Raw genomic sequence first — 23,461 nt, forward strand, 5'->3', positions numbered from 1 at the left:
CCTTTTAAATAATATTATGTACTTTATTCACCATTATCATAACTACCATAATCATTGTCGTCGTCATTTTCCTGTGAAAACAATATATCATCATCTTCTTCATATGATTCATTTATATCTGCACTCTTATCCTCTAGTTCTTTATCGAAAAATGCAAGTAGTTTTTTGCTACGTGACGGATGCTTCAGTTTTTTCAATGCTTTTACTTCAATTTGTCGAATTCGTTCACGTGTTACTGAAAAATCTTTACCAACCTCTTCAAGTGTATGTTCTGATGCAACGTCGATACCAAACCTCATTTTTAACACTTTTTCTTCGCGCGGGGTCAGTGTTTTAAGCACCTCTCGGATACGCTCTTTTAAGTCGCCACCGGCAACTGCATCTGCTGGAGAGGCTTCGTTTTCATTTTCGATAAAATCTTGAATATAGGCATCTTCACTATCGCCAACAGGTGTGTGGAGAGAGATCGGTTCTTTTGAAATTTTGATGATATTTTTTATCTTTTTTTCGTCAATGCCTAACTCTTTTGCTAATTCAGCATAGGATGGCTCGCGTCCATTTTCTTGAATAAATGTCCGTTTAATTTTATTAATTTTGTTTAATGTTTCAACCATATGCACAGGCACGCGAATTGTTCGTGATTGATCTGCGATTGCCCGTGTAATTGCCTGCTTAATCCACCAAGTTGCATAGGTGGAAAATTTAAATCCACGTTCAAATTCAAATTTTTCTACTGCTTTCATAAGTCCAATATTGCCTTCTTGAATGAGGTCAAGAAAATGTAATCCACGATTCACATATTTTTTGGCAATATTTACGACAAGTCTTAAGTTTGCTTTTGCTAAATTGTCTTTTGCAATCTTATCTTTGCGTAATCCAATAATAAGTTGGTTATAATTTTTTTTAATAGATTCAAGTGGAAATCCTACTTCAACTTCAATTTTTTTGATTGCTTTTTTTGCTGCGCGTATTAATGTTTCGAATTCATTAATATAAAGTTGTTGTTCGGGCGTTGGATGTTCAATGGACGAAAGAGCAAGTAATTTATGTTGATTTTCTTTAATTATGAGATCTTTTTCAGCAATTTTTGTTATAAATTTCTGTATCTTATTTTCACACTTTCTTATAAGTTTGTTCGCAAATTTAATTGAACAGATTGTTTGTGCAATTTTTTCTTTATTTGCTTTTACTTTACTAAGCATCTCTTTCTTGGCAGCTTGAGATTCTATTTGATTTCTATAGCTATAATAAATCTGAACTTCGTTTTCAATGAGTTTTTTTATTTCATCAATGATAAGAAGAACTCCATTTTTTTCTGCCTCGATCATTGGTAAATTTTCTTCATCAAACTCAGAAAACTGTATAATATCTTTTAAATGAATAGAGTTTTTTCGCAATCGTTCGCCGATGCTTACAAACTCCTTATGTAAAAATGGAAACCGTGAGATTGCTTCAATGCAAAGATGTTTACTTTCTGAAATCTGAGCAGCAATTGCCGTCTCTGTTTTCTTGTTCAATAAAGGAATTTTGCCAATATCTCTTAGATAAGATTTAACGCTATCGGTAACTTGCGCCGTACCGGCTGCATGTCTTACTTCGGTGTTATCATCGTCACTTTCTTTTTCAAGATCTATATCTTCTTCAATAACATCTTCTGTAAAATGTTCAGTTTCTATATCTTCCTTCACAAAACCGAGATTGCCGGACGCCTCATCTTCTTGTTGAATAGTATCGATTTCAACCTCGTCTTGCGTGACAAGTTCAATATTTTTTTTCTCTATTAATCGTAAAAGATTTTCGCTTTCTTTTTCAGATAAACCATGTTCTTCGCAAAAAGCAATGACTGTTTCATACGTTAACGAGCCATTTGTTTTGCCCTTTTCAATTAACTCATCTAATTGATCTTGTGAGACATGGGTTATTTGATCGTCTATTTCGGAATGAGGAAGGATTTTATTTTCTGGTTTTGTTTTCATGAGATCCTACTTAATTAAAATCATTTTCTTTTTTTATTTCTTGTGTCAGCATTTTACCTTGCAATAATACAAAATCTTTTAAAAGAATGTTAACCTTTTCTTGATCTCCTAGTCGTTTTGCTTCTAAAACTTGTATTTTAATCCTTTGCGCAATTAATTTCCACCACTTCTTTTTTAACTGATTGATTAATGTGTCAAAGGTGGCCTCATCCACCGGTTGTTCGTGTGAAAAGAGTAACGAACTGACCGCTTTTTGGTCATCTTCATGTAATGAGTTAAAAAATAAAGAGAAGTTTACAGGACCTACATGCGTTGATAGCCATTTTTTTAAGCTTACTAAGATATTTTTTAAGGTGATAGGCAGGTAAGTAAATAGTAACTCGATCGATGGTTTTTCCAGGAGTAAGGGATTTGTTATGATGGCACTAAAAATTCTTTTTTCTGTCTTAAATTGATCGGTCTGTTCTGTTTTTGGTTTTTTTGTGATAATTGGTAGCGATTTTTGCTGATGACTTTTTTTAATTTCTGTTCTTAAAAGGTCTGCTTTTAGATTGAGTTTTTCAGCCGCTTTATTAATAAGTATGTTCTGTTTAATTGGATCTTCAACTGTTTTTATGATTTCAATAATATGTGTAATGAGTTGTAATTTTTGGTCCAAAGGTAGCGTAATAAAATGTTCCGATATTTTTTTGATTTCAAATGAAAATATATCTTCCCGTTTTGCCACTAAGTCTTGAATCGGATAGCCACTTTTTAATAAGGAGGCTGGATCATGCTTTTCTGGAAGCAGAATTACTGACGGTTCTAAGTTTGACTTCCAGCACATCTGTGCAATACGCAAGATCGCCTGTTGACCTGCAGAATCTCCATCATACATAATAAAAATCTCATTTGCATAGCGTGCAAGCAGATTCAGATGTGTTAAGCTGCAGGCGGTACCCAGCGTTGCAACCACATTAGTAAAACCTGCTTGTGCCATTGCAAGACAATCTGTATATCCTTCTACAAGAAAGACAAATCCTTTTTCTTGTATTGCTTTTTTTGCTTTATCAAGGCCGAATAATAAAGTACCTTTGCTAAACTGTTCGCTGTCTTTTGAGTTATAATATTTTGCTCGTGTATCATTTTCTTTATAGATGCGGCCGCCGAATCCACATATTCGTCCTGCATGATCTGCGATAGGAAAGATGATTCGTTCTTCAAACGGGGAAAATAGAACCGATTTTCCCTGCATGATGATGCCGGCATGTATCAGGTCATCGCTTAAAATATGTTCTTTGCGAGCGTCATTTAACAGGTTTTTGATTACATGTAGTCCGCCAGGCATATATCCAACTTTAAAATGAGTTACTACTTTTTCTTCAATCATGCGGTTGTGTAGGTATTGTCGTGCTAGCGTGTCTTGTTTCAACTGTTTTTCAGTCCAAAGTGCAAAAAATGCACATGCATCATAGTAAGAGCTATTTTTTTGTACCGGCTCTTTGAGGTGTTCACTGATATCTATATTATACCGTTCTGCCAGTTGACAGGCAGCCTCGAAAGAGGAGCAATTTTCAATTTTTGCTACAAATGCCATAACATCGCCAGATTCATGGCAACCGAAGCAGTGGAAAATCTGGATATGTGGACTTACCGTAAAAGAGGCCGTTTTTTCCTGGTGAAATGGACACCGTCCTTTCCAGTAGATGCCTGCTCGTTTGAGTGTTACATATTGACCAATAACTTCTTCAATAGCGACGTTTGCTTTGACAGTTAAAAATATATTTTGGGACATACATCACACTAAACAGAACGAACCAATACCACTTTCTCAAGTATAGCAGACGTACAAAACTTGGCTATGATTTTATGTGAAAGTATGCTAAAAATATAAGTAAGGCTTGCAAAATGCGTGACATTGCCATTTTTACAGGCTCGGTATTTATTTTTTAAGTATTTACACAACCAAGAGGATTTTTCTATGAACAACAAGCAAAAAATAATATCTACCTGTGTGTTTCTTTTCCATTCTTTTCTTCCAATGTACGCTTTCAAAACTACTTTGTCGGGGTACCTGAAGTCTGATTACTTTGTTGATTCGAGACAGTCGTTTGGTTCATCTGATGGGTACAACCTCTTTTATCCTTTGATGCGCAACGATGATTTTGTGGGGGTTGATATTCATCGTAAAGGTCAATCGCAGATAATGGCGCTTGCATCTCGTGTCAAATTGACGGTTGATGCTTCTGGAAAATTGAAATCAAGAACGAAGGGTGTTTTTGAGGTTGACATCAATGGTCGAAATAATATTTCGCATCTTTTTAGAATAAGGCATGCTTTTTTTGAGACCGAGTATGATCAGTTTATGTTTCTTGCAGGTCATACCTGGCATCCATTTTATCAATCCTCGCATGCACCAACGTTAATCTCAAATAACTCTGGTCAGCCGTTTGAAACGTACTCACGACATCCGCAGATGAGGCTGACTTTTTCGTCGGGTAATACCTCGTTGATCGGCGCACTGTTAAGCCAGGTTGATTTCTGTTCAGATGGACCGCTTGGCAATGATAATATATATCTTTTTAATTCGATGATTCCTGAGCTCCATGTGCAGTTGCAACAGGTGTTTTCTGGGCAATGGATCGCTTTTGGCGTTGATTTTAAAAAGATCAATCCGCGCATTGTAACAGATAAAAACTTTTCCGTCAGAGAGTATGTACATAGTGTGATGGCCGGGATCATGGGTGATTTTACCTACAAAAAATGTAATCTCAAAACAAAGCTCATGTATGCACAAAATGCTTCTGAGATGGTTTTAATGGGTGGTTATGCGGCCAGCTCAGTCGATCAGTCAACCGACTATCGAACCTACACCCCATTATCATCAATTTCATGGTGGGCACAGCTGAGTTATAAGATAAATGATGCAGTTGAGCCAGCTCTTTTTGTTGGATATTCGTACAATCTTGGTGCTTCCGATCCTGTTATTTTGTCGATCAATAATACCAAAACAGTCTATGGATTTGGTACCAACATCAAACAGCTTGCTCGTGTTTCACCCCGTATTCGTTTTACTTTGTTTGAAGTGTTAGAATGTGCGGGTGAACTTGAATATACGCATGCGTGGCACGGTACTTTGCAAACCAGTGGTAAAGTTACAGAAAATGTTAAAGGGTCAGTCGGCGTAGTTCGGATGCTTGCATCGACTAGATACTGTTTTTAGGTAAGTTTTTTTGTGTAAAAGAAGAGCTGCACGAGTAAGTCTAATTGCCCGTGCAGCTCTTCTTTTACACAAAAATAGTTTTAATGTTAGTTTTTGTTGTATTCGTCTTCAAGGTAGTTTAGCGATATTGTTTTAATTGTTTTATTCAGCATTTTAAAATGTTTATCTAGTTCTGCTGGTGTACCTTTGCTGTCCGTAAGATCCATAATATAAAGTAGGGTTTCATGACTAAAACTATCTCCTACTTCCCTTAATAACTTTTTTGTATCATCTGTGAGATTATTTTGTTGATTGATTAATTCATCATAATTTTTTAAAAAACATTTCTTATAGTTTTGATAGAGTTCTAATCTAGATCGGTCTTTGAATTCTTCTATTGTTTTCGATTTAGCAGCGTGTACTATGTGTTGAATTTTTTCTATTTTTGTACTGTTTCCATTAAAAAAACTCATAATTCGGTAGATATCTGAGGGTTGTGCCCCATAAAGATGCCAGTTGGCCGCATTGATATTGCTTGCACTGATTATTAAGGTGTGTCCTCAATTTGAAATGAGGTAATGACGTTGCATTTTCACTACAAAATGATAAGTTTTTTGTATCAGAAATCAGCAACGAGGATAAGCAATGGTACGTCGAGTTATTACAGACAGTATTTGGTCACAACTAGAAGAGATACTATGTAAACATGGATGCCACCTGTGGGGCAATGAGCGGAATATAATGGAAGCAATCCTTTGGAAATTGCGGACTGGAGGACCATGGAGGGATATTCCATCCGAATTTTGTCCGTGGCAAACAGCATTTAATCGATTTAATCGTTGGTCAAAAAAGGGCTATGGGAAGGTTTTTTTTATGCTACGAAAAGAAGTTGATAAAGAATGGGTATTCGCCGACGGAAGTTATGTTAGAGCTCACCAACATGCGACTGGAGCTCAGCGTGGTCAAGAGCGAGCAATTGGAAGATCCGCTGGTGGACTTACTACAAAGATTCATATGTGCACCGATGCGCATGGAAATCCGCTCAATTTTAAAATCACTGGGGGTCAAGTGCACGATTCAAAGGTTGCAAACGAATTAATCGACCTGGCCGAAGGAGCGGAATATTTTATCGCTGACAAAGGCTATGATGCTGATAGTATTCGTATCTATGGACGGACAAAAGGAATGCAAGTAATTATACCAAAAGAAAAAACAGCACTAGACCAGATCCAGAATTTGATGCTCATTTGTATAAAAATCGACACTTAGTTGAAAATCTTTTGCACGACTCAAGCATTTTCGTGGCATTGCTATGCGTTTTGAAAAACTTGCTAGAAACTTCCAATCTATGCTCTACATCGCATCTATGCACATATGGTTGAAGCTTTTATGCCCTACTAATTAAATTGAGGACACACCTTAATAATAAAGGCAATATTATTTGCTTTTTCATGAAAGCCTTTCTTATTTTAACATTATTATTCTGGTTTTAACGGTTCTGCGCCTTTAAACTGTTCATTCGCAACATTCAAAATGACTTTTGTGGTGTATTGTGCTGCAGTCAATCCATAGGACACTGCTTTTTTTAGGAGCTCTTCTCCCTTTGGACCATATTTAGTTGCAAACGCTGCACATTGATCCGCTGGTCCTTTGAGTACCAGTTCTCCGTCTTTATTAACTGTAACGGATATTTTTGGAAATTTTTTGAGTGCTTCTTGTTGTGCCCATGCAACAAAAGAGGTCTGTGCATTGTTTATTCGTATGCGTTCCTGAATTGCGCTTCCACATCCTATGAACGCGCTCGCTGGCAGTCCTACGCAGACCATGTTGTGTGCTACGATTTTTTTAAAGCGTGCAAATCCTTTCAGTTTTTCTTCCTTTCCTTTGCAATAATCATAAACGGCTCCACAGGCGGTTCCGGCAACAAGGCCAATCAATGCACGTGTTCCGTGTAGCTGCATATTAAGCTGTTGTGGTTTGATTGCTTGTGATGATATCAGACTAAGGCATAGTAAAACTATTTTTTTCATTGTATATTCTCCATTTTTTTATTATTACGTTGAAGGTATTATTGAAGGTATTTTGCTCAGTGTTGAGTGCAGTACGACTAAAAACAGATTAAACGCTTTGTCTGCGCACCAAACTGCTGTTTTAATACCATATTTTCCTGTATAAAAGATTGTTTTGCCGGCCATTTTGGTTGACCACCACGCGCCGTTTTTAATCTTTGTACCTATTTTTTTATCGTGAAGCATCTGTTTATATTCCTTGAGCTTTTTATCTAATCCGCCTTCTGGATGGTTGCTGAGGTATATGCGTTGCAAATCTGCATAGACCGCTACGATAAAACGTATATCTATAGTTGGGTGGTTCAAAATCGCAAGTTTTTGGTTGAGCCATCGAGCTTCTTTGATAATGTTTTCAAGTACATATGCGATCTGTATGTCAAAATCTATACTGAGATCAAGTGCATCGCTCCCACTCATGTTTTTGAGAAGTTGTCCAGTCGTTACATCCCCTTCTATCAAACCGGCGATACTTACATTTACTGTTTTTGCATGCAAGATTAGATTGCTTAAAGCGGTTGCAATCGTTCTTAGTTCTTCTGTTCGCTTGATAATTGCCTCAGCGTTTCTCTGTTCCAAAATGGCATGTGTTTTATAGGTTACGTAGCCGGCAACCAGTGCGCCGACCGCTTTTATGCCGGCAAGCTGGTTGGAAGAAAGATCATTTTTCAGTGCTGCATCTGCTGCAATAATAGGTAGTCCGGTCAATGCTCCCGCGGTTAAAGCGAACGTTTTTTCCAATCCTTTTGGAATGATGCCATTTTTAAGCTGCGTGAGCCAACCTGGTGTACGTTTTGCTTGTTGGTACGTAACCTGCTGTTCTGATACAATCTGTGTCGGTTCTTGGAGGGTTGCTGGCTGAACCATTGTATGCAATCCGACCAAGATAGTAAAAATGTATTTATATACTGTTTTCATATAAAATGTCCTTTTCTTGTTTTTATTATTAATATTATAGTTAAAGTGAAAAATATTCAAAAAAAGATGATAATCTGTGTGTTTTAAGCCTATTTTTATGTTAAAATTTTCTATTATAAAATATTTGTAGATGTGTAGCTTCTATAAACAGGGGCAAGAAAATGCTTCATAATTCTGCAGGATTACCAGTCTTATTCAAAGTTTTAGGTTTGATTTATGCCGATTTTTTATATGTAAAAACAATGAACTTGTGCTGATCTTTTGCTGCTTTTTACCGTAACCTTTTTTTTGCTTTTCTGTTTTTTTTACACTGTAGCTATAGTTTGTTCAAAGTAGAGGCAGTATTTATGAAGCATTTCCTTTTTTCTTATTCGGTGTACTTTCTTTTTATCTATGTGTCTAGCATTAATTTTATGCATCTATCTGCAATGATGCCTGAAGATGTGCCGCCAACCCAGGGAACTTTTGATGATCGGAGGGCCCTTCAGGGAAGTACGCGGCAAAATTGGCCTGAATCGACCAAAACCAGTGCGCGATTTGGAGCTTCTGATCTAAAAGAAAAAAAAGAGAAGATAAAAAATATTACAAGAAGTCGAAAGCCAGTTAATGAGGGTGGTGGTGAAAGTGCTAGTGACCTTGGTAGTAATCTTGCAAGAGGCCGTGAAACATGTGATTCAAAACAGCGTGTAAGTGATCTTTTAAGTGATCTTGCAAAAGGTCGTGGAACAAAAGAGTTTCATGTAAAACGAGGTAAAAAAAATAATTTTAATGATCGTGATTCTGATGAACAAGATATACCTAGTCCGATTGTATTTATTAGTGCTCCCTCTTCTATTAATTTTGATATAACTGGTTCTAAATTTGAATTACTTGAAAGAGCTATGACAGAAAGTTTTTCAAAGTTTCTTCAAACAATAGAAAATGAACAGTGTGAAGTAGTTTATAAGAAATTCGCCATCTCAAAAATGTATTCGAAAGAAGACTTGAAGAACATAGCGTCCTTTGAACAAAAACTTAATGCAATAAAATACTTTTTATATGTTATGTCATGTGCAGGAGTTTATGCATTGAATAAGGCTAAGTACGATTTTTCAGACTACAGAGTATTGATACCGCTGGGTTTGGGTGGTGCAGGGCTTGTGTATTTGACCACCTGGTATTTTAATCAACTTAAAGATTCTCACAGAGGCCAGTTTACTGAAGCATACTGCGTTGAAAATTCTGAGCAAAAAGAAAAAGTTGAAACTCAAATCAACGCTATCAAAGAAAGATTTAAAAAATATTGTAATGAGTCGGAAATAGGTATTAACGATAGAGTGCCAACTAGCATAACGTATTGGCAACAGTAGATCTTGATCTGGACTCATGGTACACTAACTACATTGTACTAAAAGAAAGTGTTCTGTGAGTAAACCTGAAAAAATATCTTTATTTCATGCGGTTTTTTTAAATATTAACATCATGATCGGCACCGGATTATTTATCAATACGGTTGAAGTTGCAAAACGGATGGGTCCATTCGGGTTTGTGTCCTACGGAATCGTTGCGCTCTTGATGTTGCCACTTGTTTTGGCGATGTCTCGTTTGCTTAAAAGGATTCCTGAGGGAAATTTTTTTACTTTTGGTCGGCAAGGCTTGAGTTCATTTTGGGGATTTTTTAATACCTGGAACTATTTTTTTGCAAAGCTAGGATCGGCAACACTAGGTATTCATATTTTTGTTTCAATAATACAACAACTTTTTCCATTATTACAAGCTTTTAATGTGTATTTACTTGATTGCTTTATCCTTATTTTTTTTCTTTTATTAAACCTTTTTCATGCCAAAATTGCCTCTTTTTTGCAAAAGTATCTGGTCATTTCAAAACTGGTACCAATCGTTGCCGTGATCTTTTTGGGTCTGCTTGCCAATCGCACGTTTGCAGGTTTTTTTCATTCTGCAGTTGAAGTTGACTTGTTTTCAACCATTCCCATTGTACTATTTTCTTTTTTAGGATTTGAAGCGATCTGTGCGTTGAGCAATCGCATCGAAAATGCTGAGCGCAACAGTTCCTATGCGGTCCTTTTTTCGTATGGAATCGTTGCATTGATGTACATGACCTATCAGTTTCTTTTTTATCATCTGGTTGGCGAACGGTTTTTCCAGATGAACGATTTCAAGCAGGCTTTGCCTGCGCTGTTTTTCAGTAGTTTTTCAGTTGATGTAGCATCATTTTTGGGTGCCTGTTTGTGTATCTGTATCGGTTTTTCTGCGCTATCAAGCGCATACGGAATCTTGTCGGCCAATCAGTGGAATCTGTTTACCGCAGCTGAGCATAAAGCGGTGTGGGGGCATCGGTTTATTGTAACTTTGAATAGTGCGCGCGTGCCCGTTGTCTGTTTGTTGATCGAGGTTTTAATATGTGCTCTGTATCTTTATGTTTCACATGGCAAGCAGTTTATTTTACAACAGTTGGCTGCGCTCGGCTCCACGGTAACCTATGCAATCTGTGCGCTTTCGCTCTTTCATAGCTCACCGCATCTGTTTGACCGTATACTCGGTGTTGCAGCGCTGGTCAGTTGTACGGTGCTTTCTGCTGCGTGCGTGAACGGATTTTTAAAAAATGGCACTGCCGTTTTATATCTGTACTGTTCGATTTTGTGTATCGGCTGCCTATTCTTTTTTATAGAGAAACTGCAGCAGAAAAACGAAGCTTGAACATAGACTGCAAGCCCATGAAATCAGTGATGCTCTTTTGACAATGCGCGCTTCGTGCAGGCCAAGCAGTTCAAAATGGTGGTGCAGCGGAGCCATTTTAAATAGTCGTTTTTTTGTGAGCTTAAAAAACAGTACTTGTAAAATTACTGAAACGGTTTCGATGACAAAAATAAGGCCACCCAGAATTAACAAGAACTCCTGGTTGAGTATGATAAAAAAGTACGCAAGGACACTCCCCAGTGCCAACGAACCAATATCTCCCATCATAATCAGTGCTGGATAGGTATTGAACCACAAAAAAGCAAATAATGCGCCAATAACACTTGAGATCGCATAAAAAATAGCATCGAGCTCCAGTTTTTGTAGTTGATAATAGGTGGTGAAGCTATCGTTTGAAAGCAGCGTTGTTGCAAAAAGAGCGGTGATTAAATTTGGGATAATGCATTCGGACGCCAATCCATCAAGCCCGTCGGTCAGATTGACCGCATTGCAGGTGGCCGTGATGACAAAGCATATCCACGCGATAAAAAGAGCTGGCGAAAGGGTTATGTCCATCTCGTCAAAAAAAGGAATGTGTATTTCGAGTGGTTTGAGTTTGAAATGAAGTAAAAAGAATCCAACTGCGCAGCCGGCCATTATCTGTAGCATCGCTTTCAACAATGTGGAGATGCCTTTTTTGTATACGATTTTACATGCGTCATCAATCAGGCCGACAAACCCAAAACAGCCCATAGCCAGAAAGAACCCCTGCAGCCGTCTGTCCAGATAACCGGCGTATAAAACGGTGCTTGCCGCAGAGCCAAGCAGAATAAAGATGCCTCCCATTGTGGGGGTATTTTTTTTGGTTGCATGATTTTCAGGTGTGTATGCTCGAGGTGCAGTACAAAATAGGCAGTTATATTTTTTTAAAAAGAAGATAATTGAAACAAAAGTAATAAGAAACGCTACCCCTGCAACCATTATAAAATTATTTGGAGACAGCGATTTTACGGTGTTTTCTAAGGTGTTTAGTATGCGATCTTGCAAAAGTTTGTTAAACATTGCGCTCCCCTTATTTATAGCTAAGCTTTTACTTTGTGATTGTATATGTTTATTCGGAAATTTGCCATATGTTGTGTTTATTTGCGCAACTATATTACCATGAAATCGGAGTATTTTAAAAAAAGTGTTTAGATGTGTAATAAACATTGTTGGCAGGTTAAAGTACTGTCGTTATTTGTAGTTTTTTCAAATACGCAGGCTTGTGCTGGTGAGGGTAATGAGACTGTTTTTAAAAGGAAAAAAGCTATTTTTTTTGAAAGCGAAAAAAATAGAGATTTTTTTAAACAGGCTGATCAGATCAAGCAGTTTTTAATATACGAGAAAAAATCAGATTCTGGTGAAATAGTAGACAAAAAAGTGCATATATTAACCAAAAAGGGCTTGATGTTTCAGTCACATTTGAAAATACAACAAGGAACGGAACATCAGCTTACTCAGTATAAAGAAAATATGCTTATTAATAATAATCACGCGATACTGTTTGATTTTTACCAAAAAAATGACTATGGCCACAACGTAGTCATTCTTAATAATCACCATGATCTGTTAACAGATTTACATGTACATTGGGGTTTGAAAAAAATTTGTGATTCAACACCATACATGTTGAAAACGCTTAGCTTGACAAAAAAAGGGAAACAACAAGAGAAGCTTTCTTCTGTTGTCTTTCTTGTTGCAAGTAGTTGGCCGAATATCCATTTTGTTGAACAAGGTGCTCTTGGGCTTTTGCAGAATGAACCGGTGACAAGTAGGGCCAGGGGGCTTGTTAGTTCGATACAAAAACGCTTGTTATCGTCAAAAGGATTAAAAGAGCAAGTTCAAAAGCGATGTACATTAAAAAATGCATATCTGTTAGCGGTCGGGCAAGATGATGAAGAAAATCAATATATTATATATGCGCATGTTGAAAAAAATAATAAAGGTCATGGTCCTAAAAACGTTATTTCCACTTTTCGAAAACTTAGAGCCAGCTATTCTACCTTTACCATAAAAAAATGGATAATTACGAAAGACCAGTCTTTTGCAGATCTTGTTACATTTGTTGAGAGAGAAAATAATCATGCTGACAATGCCGATGAAGCTGAAAATGAGCGTCAGTCAATGTTACAAGACAGTACTATTGAGCAAGAAGAACTGCAAACCAAAAATCCTACAACTTTGTGTACCATTGAAAATGTACCTGTTGACGGTTTGCATGTTCCATTCATCATCGATTATCGTGATGATGATCATTGGGCAGTTGTGTGCAAAAAGAAAGATGCGTTTTATTTGAAAACAAATAATCATAGTGAAATTGGCTTGTCGTTTATGCGTGGTCAAAAGTTTAGTAATCCAGCCATTTTGGCAATAAGATATGGTATAGAAGATGTAACTTTTTATTGTAAAGATAGCTTTGGTCAGATCACTTCAGATGAACTTGAGCTTAAAAAACCTGTGTTGTTGTCGCTCAATAATTATACGGTTTCGGTTGATTCGCAGAATAATACAAAAAGCTCACTGGTCGGATGTTTTGTTGATCAAAAAAATATCTATCTTCTTTTGGCCGAAAGATTTAAAAGCTTTATTGATCATGTAAGGTATGGAATACGAGCGTTGATTTTACAAAAAGTTTCCAAGCAATGGGTTTAAATAACCAGTGTAAGTGCTGTGCAGACAGATGCTTAGCAAATAGATCCTTATTCGAACAAAAGGTACATTGTTCTACTTTTTTGTCTCGAGTTTCTTCTTTGCTGTCTTTTTATGTTTCCACCATTGATGGATTTTATAGCCGACAAATCCCACGCTTGCACAACAGAAAGAGCCGATTGCGGCATAGCGTAAAATATGGTTGTATGGCCGTAGTTTTGACCAGAAGCTTGTTTCTTGCGTAGCTTCATTTTCATTATTTGGCAGGGTGGGTACATGTTCATCTGCAGTTAAAAAATAGGCATACTTAGATCTTTTGTTCGTATCTATGCGTAGTGTAATTGAGGGGTATTTTTCATCAATACTGATATTCTTTGGATTGCCCAAAAATCTATCAAAAACTGCCTCTAAAGTAACAGGAAACATAACCCACCGCCCTTCTTCATTTTTTTGACTATATTGAGTAGAAAAAACCCTTATTTCGTTTGTTGCTTGAAAGCTGCGAAAACGGTAGTTGACTTTATCTGGATATAATGTTCTGAGTTCTGCTTTTTTTTGTTCCAGTTCTTCTGGCGTGTACGGTCGTATATTTTTGATTTTAAGTTCATCTTCTACTTCTTGATTGAACTGTAAATCATATTCTCCATCTCTTAGTCCTTGGTCATCAAATGATCGAATGACTAAAATTGGATTTTCAGAAAATATATGCTTTTTAGCTAACATACTTTTATAGAAAGGTTTTTGTAGCTGTATTTGTTGTTCTGCTGCTAATGCATGATCATAGCGATTTAACCACAATCGCTTGAGGCTTTCTAGTCCTTCAAAACTGTGTAAAACTTTCTCATTACACAGTTCGCCAACATCTTTGACAAACAGTTGTGCTAGTTTTTTGATCTGCTGATTGATGGTTTGTTTATCAAATTTTTGTTTAGGTGGTAATCCTTTTTCGACGTATGCAGTACCTTCTGGACCGTCCCAGTCAAGGTCTCTTCGATCTCCTCTGGAAACAGAATCTAAGGTTATCGGTTTTAATGCTTCTCCATCTGGCCATTGTCCTGGATCGACTATTGCTTTCCAGATCTTTTTTTCTAAAGGTATAGCAAGGGTTTCTTTTGCTTTTGGATCAGCGCTTTCTAGGTATAAATCAAAAGGAATTTCTGTTGACAGTTGAGGATCTTTACTGTTTGTTTTTATATCGAAAATAGCCATGCAAAGCATGACCAATATTAAAAAAGTGGCGGCAAATCGGTACGTTTTACCAGTAAAAATTTTTAAAAAAGCTTTCATTATTATACTTTCGTGTCCTAATTTTTTTAAATAAAATGCATGGTTTATCAGTCTTTATTCTACTTTTTTGTCTCAGGTTTCTTTTTTGCTGCCTTTTTATCTTTCCACCATTGATGGATTTTATAGCCGACAAATCCCACGCCTGCACAACAGAAAGAGCCGACTGCGGCATAGCGTACAATATGGTTGTATGGCCGTAGTTTTGACCAGAAGCTTGTTTTTTCTTGCACAATAGGTTTCTCTTCCGGCGTAGTATTATTTTTATCATCTTTTACTGTAATTTCATTTTGCAAAGTACCTTGAGATTGTGTTAAATCAACTTGCTTACTGTTTTGAGTACTATTTTCTTCGTGAGGTAAAAAATATGTATATCTCTCTCTATCACTTGTACGAATGATGAAGCAGATTGATGGGTCTTCTTGTGTTGCGGTAAGGTTTCTTCCTTTATCCAAGAATATATCAAAAACCCTGTTTAAAGTAGCCAAAAAGCTGATATGTATTGGGCTTATTTCCTTTTTTGGATCGAATTGAGACGTAAAAACCCGTATTGGGTTACATTCCTCTTTGTCATATCGATAATTAACAGTATTCTGATAGAGGTTTGTAAGTGTTGTTTTTTTCTGTTCCAGTTCTTCTGGTGTATATGGTTTTATATTTTTGAGCTTGAGTTCCTGTTGAACTTCTTGGTTGAACCTTTCGTCATATTCTCCATCACTTAAGCCTTTCCAGGGGAGTGATCTGATAATAAATGCTGGATTTTCAGGAAATTCGTGCTGCTTAATTTTTGCTTGAATTTTATAAAATCGCTTCTGTTGTTCTGCTGCCAATTCATGATCATAACGGTTTAACCATAATCGCTTGAGACTTTCTAGTCCCTCGAAACTATTTAAAACGTTATCGTTGCACAATTGACCAACATCTTTGACAAATAGCCGTGCAAGCTTTTTAATCTGTTGATTAATAGTTTGTTCATCAAGTGCTTGGTAACGCTTCAAGCCTTCTTCAATATATGCTGTACCTTCTGGACCACAAAAGTCATAAGGTCTATGATCTCCACGGTATACTGATTCCAGTGTCATTGGCTTTAATTTGTCTCCAGTTGGCCATTCTTTTTGCTCGACAATTTTCCAGGATTTTTCTTCAATAGGTATGCCAATATTGATTTTCTGTTCTTTGCTACCATCTTTTTGAAAATAATATGGTACAATCACTGTGTTTTGATCTTGTGTGGCTGTAAATCCTATTCCTTTTACAATAGCGGTGTAAATCATGCCCGATATTAAAAAAGTGGCTGCAAATCGGTACGTTTTACCAGTAAAAATTTTTAAAAAAGATTCCATTATAATACTTTCTTTGTAGTAATACTGTAGTAATACATAGTATTATTTTAGTAAAAATTTCGAAAATGTCAAAAATTTTATATTTTAAATTGAAATATATTTATAAAATCTAATCTAATTTTTTACATACATTTTCTGAATCATTCGATCAATTAATGCTTTTTCATCAACAAGTTTGAATTTTTCAAAAGACAGGCCAAGTGGAATACCGGTTTTTAATGTTTGTGGAACAATGGTGAGGATAATTTCATCAATCAGATCAAACTGAGCAAAACTCCGTGCAAGTGCGGCGCCACCCAGCAGCCAGATGTCCTTTTGGGACTGTTGGTTATGCATTGTTTGCATAAATTCGATTGGACGTTTATCTGTTATGCTGATACATGAAAGTGGAGAGTGGATTTTTTGCTTGCTGAACACATACGTCTGTTTGTCTGACCATGCCCAATCGCCAAACGTTACAATCTGTTTGTAACTCCGACTGCCCATGACAATTCTGTTGGTCCGTTCCATTAAATCAGTGTAACCGACAGTTTGCAGTTCGTGGTCATCTTTTGATTGTGGTAACCAGTCAACGTTGCCATTTTCATCTGCAATGAATCCATCTTTTGAGATTGCGATGTAAAGGATCAGTGTTTGTTCATGTATTTCAATTTTTGCATATGTTTACTGAATTTTTGCTAAGCTGGCTCCGAGTTGGCAACACAGGAGTGTCACTGCAATAAGGCCTAAGCACGACGGTATGACATGACATGTATTGTTCCAGTTGTCGTGTGCAGTTTTTGCCCAGTATACTTCCCGTTTGCGTTCTGTTACATAACTGGCAAATAGTCCTTGCTTGTATTTGGTTAAACAATATTCTAAGGTATCCTTAGTATCTCCGGGCTCCATTGCGGTAGTTTCTTCAAGTAAAGTTGGCAGTTGTTTCGCCAATTCTACTGGGGCCATTGCTTGCAAACTTTGAAGGGTGATTGGTATCGTTATGTTATTTTTTTGTAGGAAGAGTGTGGCTTCCTCTAGTACTTTACCCTGTTCTGTTTTGTCTATACTTTCAAATTTATCAAAGTTATCGGGCATTTGAGGGTGGTTTTTTATAATAAATCTCTGATGCGCTGCCATACCTGCAGCTACCAGTGTTAAAGAACCAAGTAATCCGACAGATGCACGTATATATGGATAGCCGTCTGCTTGCCAATAGACAATGGCGTTAGCTGCTGATAGGCCAAGTAGTGGTAATACGATAGGGGAGGTATTGTTGTTAATCTCAGTTATGTCAGCTTTCATTTGTTCTATCATGGGTGTAATCCGCTGATTGCTGCCATCATCTAATCCACACATACTTTCGAAGGTGTTCAAGGTGAAAAATAACATCGCTGTTAGATAAAACAGTCCCTTCAGGTTTTTCATAATACAGTAACCTTTTTAATGAAATCAAAAGAAAGCAGGTTGGCGCCAGAATTGAATCCTTTTTACTTGAATCATCCGGCTACATCGCTTATTCGGCTACAGCGCTTATTTTCGAATAATAATCTATCTCTAATTTAGAATTATATCTTAAAAACGGAAATAACGCAAGCCGCAAAACAGTTATTTTTCAATTAGAAATATTAAAAATCGATTTTTAACAATAACATGTATTGAGAATGCACATTATATTGATCAGCCTTCAATATAATGTTACAAATCGTACGTCTTCTTGAGTTTTTGATACGTAGCTTCAAAAACTGGCATATACGATTTTATACGCTCAAAAATGATCTGCGCCTCTTCTTCTTTGTATGCATGGGAAGTATTATTTCCACTGTCGAGCATGTCCAGCCAGACCACTTCATCATCAATGAACTTATATTGATACGCTTTGCTTAACGTATCACGTGGAGTTGTAGCTTCAATTTTTTCGTAAAATAAGATTTTTTTTAGAATTTTCCAAAAGAGTTCTATGGTAAACTCAAATCGTTGTATTGCAGCATCACGCATGAATGTATTGTTATGAACATCAGGATGGCTCATAACTTCTGTAAGTCGGTCAATCGCATTTCCAAGGCTTAAAAAAGAATCGTGCCATTGCATCTTTTTCATATAGATAACCTTTTTGCTTTTTAATATATTATTTTTTAATTTTATATCCATTTTCTCTGGCTCGAATCGGATACAATCTATTTCAAGTAATGTATCGGCATGCTCGACGATTTCTATTACTTGTGCCCAATCTGCATGAGTCGCATCTGGGCAGATGATTGCGATATCAATATCGGAACGTGTTTGGTTGTCATTGCGTGCTCGTGAACCAAAAAGCCATATTGCGTCTACGAAAGATAATTTTTTTAGTTTTTGAATAAATTGATATTCTAAAATGGTTTTCATTTTAATTTATTAAAAAAATGTATTGTTATGTACATTATATCATTGTCTTCAATTTCCACAACGCAGATCGTTTTGATTTTAATTCTGTAATGGTTAGTTTATATACAAAGGCTTATTAATATTACAGATACTTGTACTCATAATGGCTCAAAATTCAAATGACAGGTCGAGTGGAATACCGTATTTTTTGATAGGTAGTTTCAAAAAGCGTGTAATGACAGCTTTAAATTTTTGTATTACAACAGCCCTTTAACATTAACGGAGTCAATTAGTTTGTATAGGCGAATCATTTTTCTTTGCAACTTTTTGAGTTTTTCCATGGCTTAAAGAAAGATGGGCGAACAGAACATCTTTCTGTTCCAATGAATCGATTTTGAATTTTTTATGTAAAAACAGTTCAAGCTCGGCGATAGCTTCACTGATTGCAGCAAAATTTTTTGCCTCACAATCGATTAAAATCTTGTTTTGATCTTTCTTGATTTTTGCAATTACCACTTTTGGACTCTTTTGCACTGCATATTCAAGAAGAGACAGAAAAGAATCATCAAGAATCGAGTTTGTACTTATTTTACTCTTGTCCTCTTTTGCAAGCTTTTCAAGTTTAAATGCAAGCTCCTGTTTTTCCTGAAAAACTGATTTTTTTTGATCATATAGCTTTTTTTGATCATACAGTTCTAAAATCGTTCTTCCATCAAAGAAGGCGACTATTCCAATAAAAAATAGGGTTGAGGCAAACAGCAACTGTTTTCTTTTGTTCATTGTTGTTTGTGTTTTGATTGTTGTAGCTGTTATAAAATGATCCTGCTTCATGCAAGGTGCCTTTCATAATAGATATATCCAAAAATTGCACTACAGTATTCATCCAGTAAGTGAGATTGCAAAGATGGCAAACAGTGCACCTGCCGTTTTAAAAAACCCTGATCAAGTGCCAGGTAAAATGGTTTATACTTTTCAATATCAAGTGCCAACTGTGTGTGCGAAAACGAAGAGCCTTTACATCCATGATATGCATAAAAAAACAGTTGCTGCTGGGTAAAAACTCCCAAAAAATCAGTCGCCAAAAACTTTGCAAATAGTTGATACTGAAAAAGTGTGGCATGATCGATAGCCGTCTGATAAAAAAGATATTGGTTGTGGGAGGTTAAACCGCAATAGGTCAGACAACCATTTTGGACACCAGACTTTACCTGTATACCGCTTTTATCAGCACTGTCAGATAAACTGTATGACTCGATTACCTGTTTATTCTTTGGAATGATAAGAATGTGCGTAGCTTTGATCGAATGTTGTTCAAAGAGTTTCAAAAGAGATGTCCAGTTAAAAATAATGCCATCAACAATAAACCCGCTTTTTTCAGAAACTGTAATCGCATGACAAATGGTAACCGCTCCATGCAACTGAAATGAAACAGAAAAAGCGATCAGCTGTGTATCATACAAAAAACAGACAAGAATAACAGTTTGCTGTTTTTTCAACATAAAAAACCGTATTGCAAACAAAAGCTTCAAAAAAAGTAACACAACAAACAGGAAGGAGCAAGTAGCTCACTTTTTTAATCTGTTAAACTCATCGATGAGGAAATGCATAACAGAAATACAACCATCGTTCAAAGCCTGTCCCTTGAAATACAAACAAGGCGCTGCAGCCAGTAAAAATCCTAAAACTGTTACTTCTAAAGCGACCGTTTTATAGCTTATTGGTCCATTAAAAGCATAATGATAGAAATCCTCATTTTTGTATTTTGTTTCATCGATACAGATAACCCAGTTGTTGTACCATGTTTGTTCAAATTCAACAGAAAACAGACTTTCCTTTGTATGATCTTTTTGATAAAGCCCATACTTTACATCAATCGAACATGGCAAAGTTTCAGTAGCTTGAAACTTTTGCAGCAGTTTTTTAGTTTTACATGTAAGAAACTCGCCATCCTGGTTTTCAAAAGAGAGCCGCAACTCAGGCATTCCAAAAAAAATTGAACGCAATGACCAACCAGACGAACTAGTATATATTTTTAAGCGCGGAGCTTCCACCCATGGAAATTCATCTTTAACTATTTTTATTAGTCGTAATGAGCCTTGCGCATTTTCGGAAATTTCAAGTGGTTGACTGCCACAAAGTTCTGATATAAAAAATGTGCAACACGCAATAATTAAATAAAACATATTGAAAAACTTTAAAAAAAGATTTCTTTAACTATTTTATATGAAAAAAAGTTTTTTTAGAAGTTCTTTTCACCAATCGTACGACATGCCAAAATGAACTTCACTTGCCGTTTCATCACGCGACCGATCGTTGCGATCTTTTCGTGGGTCAAGTTTGAAGCCCCAGTCGATGCGAACCGGCATTGGGCTGGTCAAACGGATACCAACGCCAACAGAGTGGCGATAGTCAAACTTATTTCCTTTGATGAATGCTTTGTCAGGATCATCCACATATGGATTGTCCCAACCAGAACCTCCATCATAAAACACCACGCCTCGCATGCTGTAATCAGCTGTGATCGGAAATAGAAGCTCAGCGTTGACAAATACGGCCTTTTTGGCACCGATGCCGGTATCATTCATAAATTTCGGGCCGATTTCGCCGAACCTAAATCCACGAACTGTTGCCGGTCCACCGATATGAAACAGCTCTGCAAAGGGGATCGCTTTATTGTCAATTCTGTTAACTGCACCAAAAAATCCGTGCAGATGTAATATCAGATCATAATCTTCGATTAACGTTGTATACCAGTGCGTATCGAACGAGACTTTGAAAAACCCGATCGCTTTCTCAAATGTTGGCACTGCGATTTTTGAAACCAGTTTCCATCTGTGTCCTTCACGTGCAAACATTGGATGGTTGCGCATGTCCTGTTCGACATTAAACGACCACCACATATATTCACCTTTGGTAAATGCTGAATCTAATATCGATTGATAGGTAGTAGTCTGCATTTTTTCAAGATCAGTTGCACCAAAAAGTCGTGCTTTGGGCCGTTTTTCATACGATACACTGTCAACGCCAACAGATGCCAACAGTTGTGTATCATAAAACAGTCCCGTTTCTGAATGGGCAATATATCCAGTCGTCAGCGCACCACCGGTAATTTTTTCATGCACCGCTCCCGTTTCAAGGTTTCGCAACTCATCATAGGTTGGGCGTTTGTGATAAATATCCAGTGCGCCAAGTACCGGTTTATCAAACAACCACGGTTGCGCAATATGAAAGGCTAGTGTCTGTTCTTCGTGTGCCCATGATCCGGAAGCATTAACCTGCACACCGCTGCCGCCCCAGTTTGTATTTGCAAAATCAAGTTTGACAGTAAACCCGGATAACGGCGAACTTGAGTCAGTTCGGTTGCCACCGTATCCGATGTTAAGGCCGAAGTGCCCCGTTTTGACCTCTTTGACCATCAGATCAATATCTACCGTTTGGTCATCAAGTCGCTTGATTCTCCACTGCACTCCATCTTTTGGATCAAAATACCCAAGTGCTTGCACATTCTGCTTCGACTGTTGCAACAGTTTTTGTGTAATGTATTCACCTTCCTGTAAAAGCAGTTTCCGGCGAATGACACTGTCGTATGTTTTTTTATTTCCACGAATCGTTAGTCTGTTCAAAACCATTTTTTTGCCCTGCTCGATGGTAAAATGCACGGAAACGGTCTGCTCTTTTTCATTCGGGATAATGACCGGATCGACATGTGTGAAAATATAACCTTGGTGAGCAAAAAGGCTTTCTATGAGCTTGACTGCATTCATGACAGCCTGTCTTGAATAGATCTGTCCTTTTTCAATGCCAATTAATGCCAAAATATGCGCTTGGTCAAACTCCTGCGAGGAGTTGGCGCTTATTGAATCAAACGTAAATTTTTGTCCTTCTTGAATGGTAAACAGAAGATCCATGCTTTCAGTTTTTTCATCGATGATTGGTTCAACCTGTGTTACTTTTGCATGAAAAAAACCGTTGTTCTGATAAAACTGCTCAAGCACCTGGGTGTCGCCATATTTTGCTCGTTCTTCATGATACGCACCAGTTTTATCAAGAAAAGAAAGAAGCCATTCCTCTTTGGTCAGTAAAATCGAACGTAGCGTTTTGTCTGAAAATGATTCATTACCTTTAAAACCTATTTTTTTAATAGCTGTTTTTTTGTGTTCTGCAATATGAAAGGTCACTGTTACATGATCTTCATCATCAAAAACAAACTCAGGCTTAATATTCGCAAAAAAATATCCCTTCTGTTTGTACAGCTGTTTTATTTTTAGCGCAAGCAACTGAGCATCCTGCGCATCTATTGAGCCGATTGATTCAATATCAACTTCTTTGAGAATATCTTTTGTTTGTAAAGCCTTATTTCCTGCCAACGCTATCTGCTTTACCTGTGGCTTTTCTTCAATCTGAATGATAATTTCAATCATGTCATTTTCAACAGGCTCAACCATTACTTTAATAAAATGTAGCTTTTTAATGCCATGATACAGCTGTTTTATAAAAGGGGTAGGTTTGTAGATCATGCCAACTTTGTAGGGCACATAGATAAGAATGCCGCTTGATTCAATGTATCTGTTACCAACCACCCGAACGCGAGCAATTCGTTTGCCAATATATGGATTTGCAGTATAGTCAATAACGTTTTGAGCTTGCGTGACAACCTGATTTTCTTGTTCTGATTCTACCTGATCATGAGTTTCGTCCTCCTGTTCACCTTCAGTGTCATCATACAGTTGATCAAAAAGTGTTATATCTTCGTCCTGTTCAGTTATTTCGTTTAAAAGATTTTTATCTGTAGAAAGTATAGAACCAAAAAATATCATCCCAACCAAACACAGACTGTTCAATAGCTTCATCATTCTTAAAGTCCTACTACGATCACGAATATCTCATTTTACAAGTATATATGCATCTTAATTCTCGCCAAGATTCTCTTTTAAAGAATCATCAGGATAAGATTAGCATGCTTGTAAAAATTGACTAGACTGACCTTTC

General features: G+C 36.9%; 19 protein-coding genes and 1 pseudogene. 5 read left to right on the forward strand and 15 right to left on the reverse strand.

Translation table 11 applies throughout. The features are described from left to right. Positions 1 to 23 precede the first annotated feature (23 nt). Both rpoD and dnaG read right to left on the reverse strand, forming a co-directional pair. Positions 24 to 1,976, reverse strand: coding sequence for an RNA polymerase sigma factor RpoD (gene rpoD, locus IPG37_04875; GenBank protein ID QQR53755.1), 1,953 nt, complete (start codon positions 1,974 to 1,976; stop codon positions 24 to 26). Between the two features lie 10 nt (positions 1,977 to 1,986). Continuing rightward, a complete protein-coding gene (gene dnaG / locus IPG37_04880) occupies positions 1,987 to 3,750 on the reverse strand; it encodes a DNA primase (protein QQR53756.1) in 1,764 nt (587 codons plus the stop codon). 186 nt (positions 3,751 to 3,936) lie between these two features. Here dnaG and IPG37_04885 point away from each other — a divergent pair, with 186 nt between their 5' ends. After that, a complete protein-coding gene (locus tag IPG37_04885; GenBank protein QQR53757.1) occupies positions 3,937 to 5,178 on the forward strand; it encodes a hypothetical protein in 1,242 nt (413 codons plus the stop codon). 86 nt (positions 5,179 to 5,264) lie between these two features. On the opposite strand, the gene IPG37_04890 is transcribed toward IPG37_04885, so the two are convergent. Further along, entirely contained in the window at positions 5,265 to 5,630 is a 366-nt protein-coding gene (locus IPG37_04890; GenBank protein QQR53758.1) for a hypothetical protein, read from the reverse strand. 172 nt (positions 5,631 to 5,802) lie between these two features. On the opposite strand from IPG37_04890, the pseudogene IPG37_04895 reads away from it, so the two are divergent. After that, positions 5,803 to 6,562, forward strand: a pseudogene (locus IPG37_04895) (IS5 family transposase). 73 nt (positions 6,563 to 6,635) lie between these two features. Here IPG37_04895 and IPG37_04900 read toward each other — a convergent pair. Both IPG37_04900 and IPG37_04905 read right to left on the reverse strand, forming a co-directional pair. After that, positions 6,636 to 7,187 (reverse strand): hypothetical protein, encoded by a 552-nt coding sequence (locus tag IPG37_04900; GenBank protein QQR53759.1) that lies wholly within the window; start codon positions 7,185 to 7,187, stop codon positions 6,636 to 6,638. 24 nt (positions 7,188 to 7,211) lie between these two features. Next, positions 7,212 to 8,141 carry a hypothetical protein gene (locus IPG37_04905; GenBank protein ID QQR53760.1) on the reverse strand — a complete coding sequence of 310 codons (930 nt, stop codon included), beginning with the start codon at positions 8,139 to 8,141 and terminating at the stop codon, positions 7,212 to 7,214. 347 nt (positions 8,142 to 8,488) lie between these two features. Between IPG37_04905 and IPG37_04910 the strand changes: the two genes are divergently transcribed. Continuing rightward, on the forward strand, positions 8,489 to 9,490 hold the full coding sequence (locus IPG37_04910; protein QQR53761.1) for a hypothetical protein: 1,002 nt from the start codon (positions 8,489 to 8,491) through the stop codon (positions 9,488 to 9,490). A 55-nt stretch (positions 9,491 to 9,545) separates the two neighbouring features. Further along, a complete protein-coding gene (locus IPG37_04915; protein ID QQR53762.1) occupies positions 9,546 to 10,838 on the forward strand; it encodes an APC family permease in 1,293 nt (430 codons plus the stop codon). Here IPG37_04915 and mraY read toward each other — a convergent pair. Next, positions 10,794 to 11,879, reverse strand: a complete 1,086-nt coding sequence (mraY, locus tag IPG37_04920) for a phospho-N-acetylmuramoyl-pentapeptide-transferase (GenBank protein ID QQR53763.1) — start codon at positions 11,877 to 11,879, stop codon at positions 10,794 to 10,796. The two genes, IPG37_04915 and mraY, sit on opposite strands and share 45 nt — an antisense overlap. Positions 11,880 to 12,011: 132 nt before the next feature. Between mraY and IPG37_04925 the strand changes: the two genes are divergently transcribed. After that, the gene (locus IPG37_04925; protein QQR53764.1) at positions 12,012 to 13,508 is read left to right on the forward strand and encodes a hypothetical protein; all 1,497 of its coding nucleotides are present in this window, start codon (positions 12,012 to 12,014) and stop codon (positions 13,506 to 13,508) included. Positions 13,509 to 13,580: 72 nt separating this feature from the next. Here the strand turns inward: IPG37_04925 and IPG37_04930 are convergent, their stop codons facing one another. From IPG37_04930 to bamA, 9 genes are all read right to left on the reverse strand, one after another. After that, complete coding sequence (locus tag IPG37_04930; protein ID QQR53765.1) at positions 13,581 to 14,792, reverse strand: hypothetical protein; 1,212 nt, start codon at positions 14,790 to 14,792, stop codon at positions 13,581 to 13,583. A 59-nt stretch (positions 14,793 to 14,851) separates the two neighbouring features. Beyond that, the gene (locus tag IPG37_04935; protein QQR53766.1) at positions 14,852 to 16,132 is read right to left on the reverse strand and encodes a hypothetical protein; all 1,281 of its coding nucleotides are present in this window, start codon (positions 16,130 to 16,132) and stop codon (positions 14,852 to 14,854) included. A 114-nt stretch (positions 16,133 to 16,246) separates the two neighbouring features. Continuing rightward, positions 16,247 to 16,783, reverse strand: coding sequence for a dihydrofolate reductase (locus tag IPG37_04940; GenBank protein QQR54287.1), 537 nt, complete (start codon positions 16,781 to 16,783; stop codon positions 16,247 to 16,249). Positions 16,784 to 16,795: 12 nt separating this feature from the next. Next, the gene (locus IPG37_04945) at positions 16,796 to 17,536 is read right to left on the reverse strand and encodes a hypothetical protein (protein ID QQR53767.1); all 741 of its coding nucleotides are present in this window, start codon (positions 17,534 to 17,536) and stop codon (positions 16,796 to 16,798) included. A gap of 270 nt (positions 17,537 to 17,806) precedes the next feature. Beyond that, positions 17,807 to 18,493 (reverse strand): nucleotidyltransferase substrate binding protein, encoded by a 687-nt coding sequence (locus tag IPG37_04950; GenBank protein ID QQR53768.1) that lies wholly within the window; start codon positions 18,491 to 18,493, stop codon positions 17,807 to 17,809. Between the two features lie 264 nt (positions 18,494 to 18,757). Continuing rightward, positions 18,758 to 19,303, reverse strand: a complete 546-nt coding sequence (locus IPG37_04955; GenBank protein ID QQR53769.1) for a hypothetical protein — start codon at positions 19,301 to 19,303, stop codon at positions 18,758 to 18,760. Continuing rightward, a complete protein-coding gene (locus IPG37_04960; GenBank protein QQR53770.1) occupies positions 19,300 to 19,971 on the reverse strand; it encodes a hypothetical protein in 672 nt (223 codons plus the stop codon). The genes IPG37_04955 and IPG37_04960 overlap by 4 nt, the downstream gene beginning before the upstream one ends. Before the next feature lie 66 nt (positions 19,972 to 20,037). Next, entirely contained in the window at positions 20,038 to 20,655 is a 618-nt protein-coding gene (locus IPG37_04965; protein QQR53771.1) for a hypothetical protein, read from the reverse strand. 69 nt (positions 20,656 to 20,724) lie between these two features. Next, positions 20,725 to 23,325: an outer membrane protein assembly factor BamA gene (gene bamA / locus IPG37_04970; GenBank protein QQR53772.1), complete on the reverse strand. Its 2,601-nt coding sequence runs from the start codon at positions 23,323 to 23,325 to the stop codon at positions 20,725 to 20,727. Between the last annotated feature and the right edge of the window lie 136 nt (positions 23,326 to 23,461).

Source organism: bacterium, from assembly GCA_016699125.1.
Lineage (GTDB): Bacteria > Babelota > Babeliae > Babelales > Vermiphilaceae > AWTP1-30.

Excerpts from the sequence above, each read along its gene's own strand:
- rpoD (QQR53755.1), bottom strand. The coding sequence starts at position 1,976 with ATGAAAACAAAACCAGAAAATAAAATCCTTCCTCATTCCGAAATAGAC.
- dnaG (QQR53756.1), bottom strand. The coding sequence starts at position 3,750 with ATGTCCCAAAATATATTTTTAACTGTCAAAGCAAACGTCGCTATTGAA.
- IPG37_04885 (QQR53757.1), top strand. The coding sequence starts at position 3,937 with ATGAACAACAAGCAAAAAATAATATCTACCTGTGTGTTTCTTTTCCAT.
- IPG37_04890 (QQR53758.1), bottom strand. The coding sequence starts at position 5,630 with ATGAGTTTTTTTAATGGAAACAGTACAAAAATAGAAAAAATTCAACAC.
- IPG37_04900 (QQR53759.1), bottom strand. The coding sequence starts at position 7,187 with ATGAAAAAAATAGTTTTACTATGCCTTAGTCTGATATCATCACAAGCA.
- IPG37_04905 (QQR53760.1), bottom strand. The coding sequence starts at position 8,141 with ATGAAAACAGTATATAAATACATTTTTACTATCTTGGTCGGATTGCAT.
- IPG37_04910 (QQR53761.1), top strand. The coding sequence starts at position 8,489 with ATGAAGCATTTCCTTTTTTCTTATTCGGTGTACTTTCTTTTTATCTAT.
- mraY (QQR53763.1), bottom strand. The coding sequence starts at position 11,879 with ATGTTTAACAAACTTTTGCAAGATCGCATACTAAACACCTTAGAAAAC.
- IPG37_04925 (QQR53764.1), top strand. The coding sequence starts at position 12,012 with ATGTGTAATAAACATTGTTGGCAGGTTAAAGTACTGTCGTTATTTGTA.
- IPG37_04930 (QQR53765.1), bottom strand. The coding sequence starts at position 14,792 with ATGAAAGCTTTTTTAAAAATTTTTACTGGTAAAACGTACCGATTTGCC.
- IPG37_04935 (QQR53766.1), bottom strand. The coding sequence starts at position 16,132 with ATGGAATCTTTTTTAAAAATTTTTACTGGTAAAACGTACCGATTTGCA.
- IPG37_04945 (QQR53767.1), bottom strand. The coding sequence starts at position 17,536 with ATGAAAAACCTGAAGGGACTGTTTTATCTAACAGCGATGTTATTTTTC.
- IPG37_04950 (QQR53768.1), bottom strand. The coding sequence starts at position 18,493 with ATGAAAACCATTTTAGAATATCAATTTATTCAAAAACTAAAAAAATTA.
- IPG37_04955 (QQR53769.1), bottom strand. The coding sequence starts at position 19,303 with ATGAAGCAGGATCATTTTATAACAGCTACAACAATCAAAACACAAACA.
- IPG37_04960 (QQR53770.1), bottom strand. The coding sequence starts at position 19,971 with ATGTTGAAAAAACAGCAAACTGTTATTCTTGTCTGTTTTTTGTATGAT.
- IPG37_04965 (QQR53771.1), bottom strand. The coding sequence starts at position 20,655 with ATGTTTTATTTAATTATTGCGTGTTGCACATTTTTTATATCAGAACTT.
- bamA (QQR53772.1), bottom strand. The coding sequence starts at position 23,325 with ATGATGAAGCTATTGAACAGTCTGTGTTTGGTTGGGATGATATTTTTT.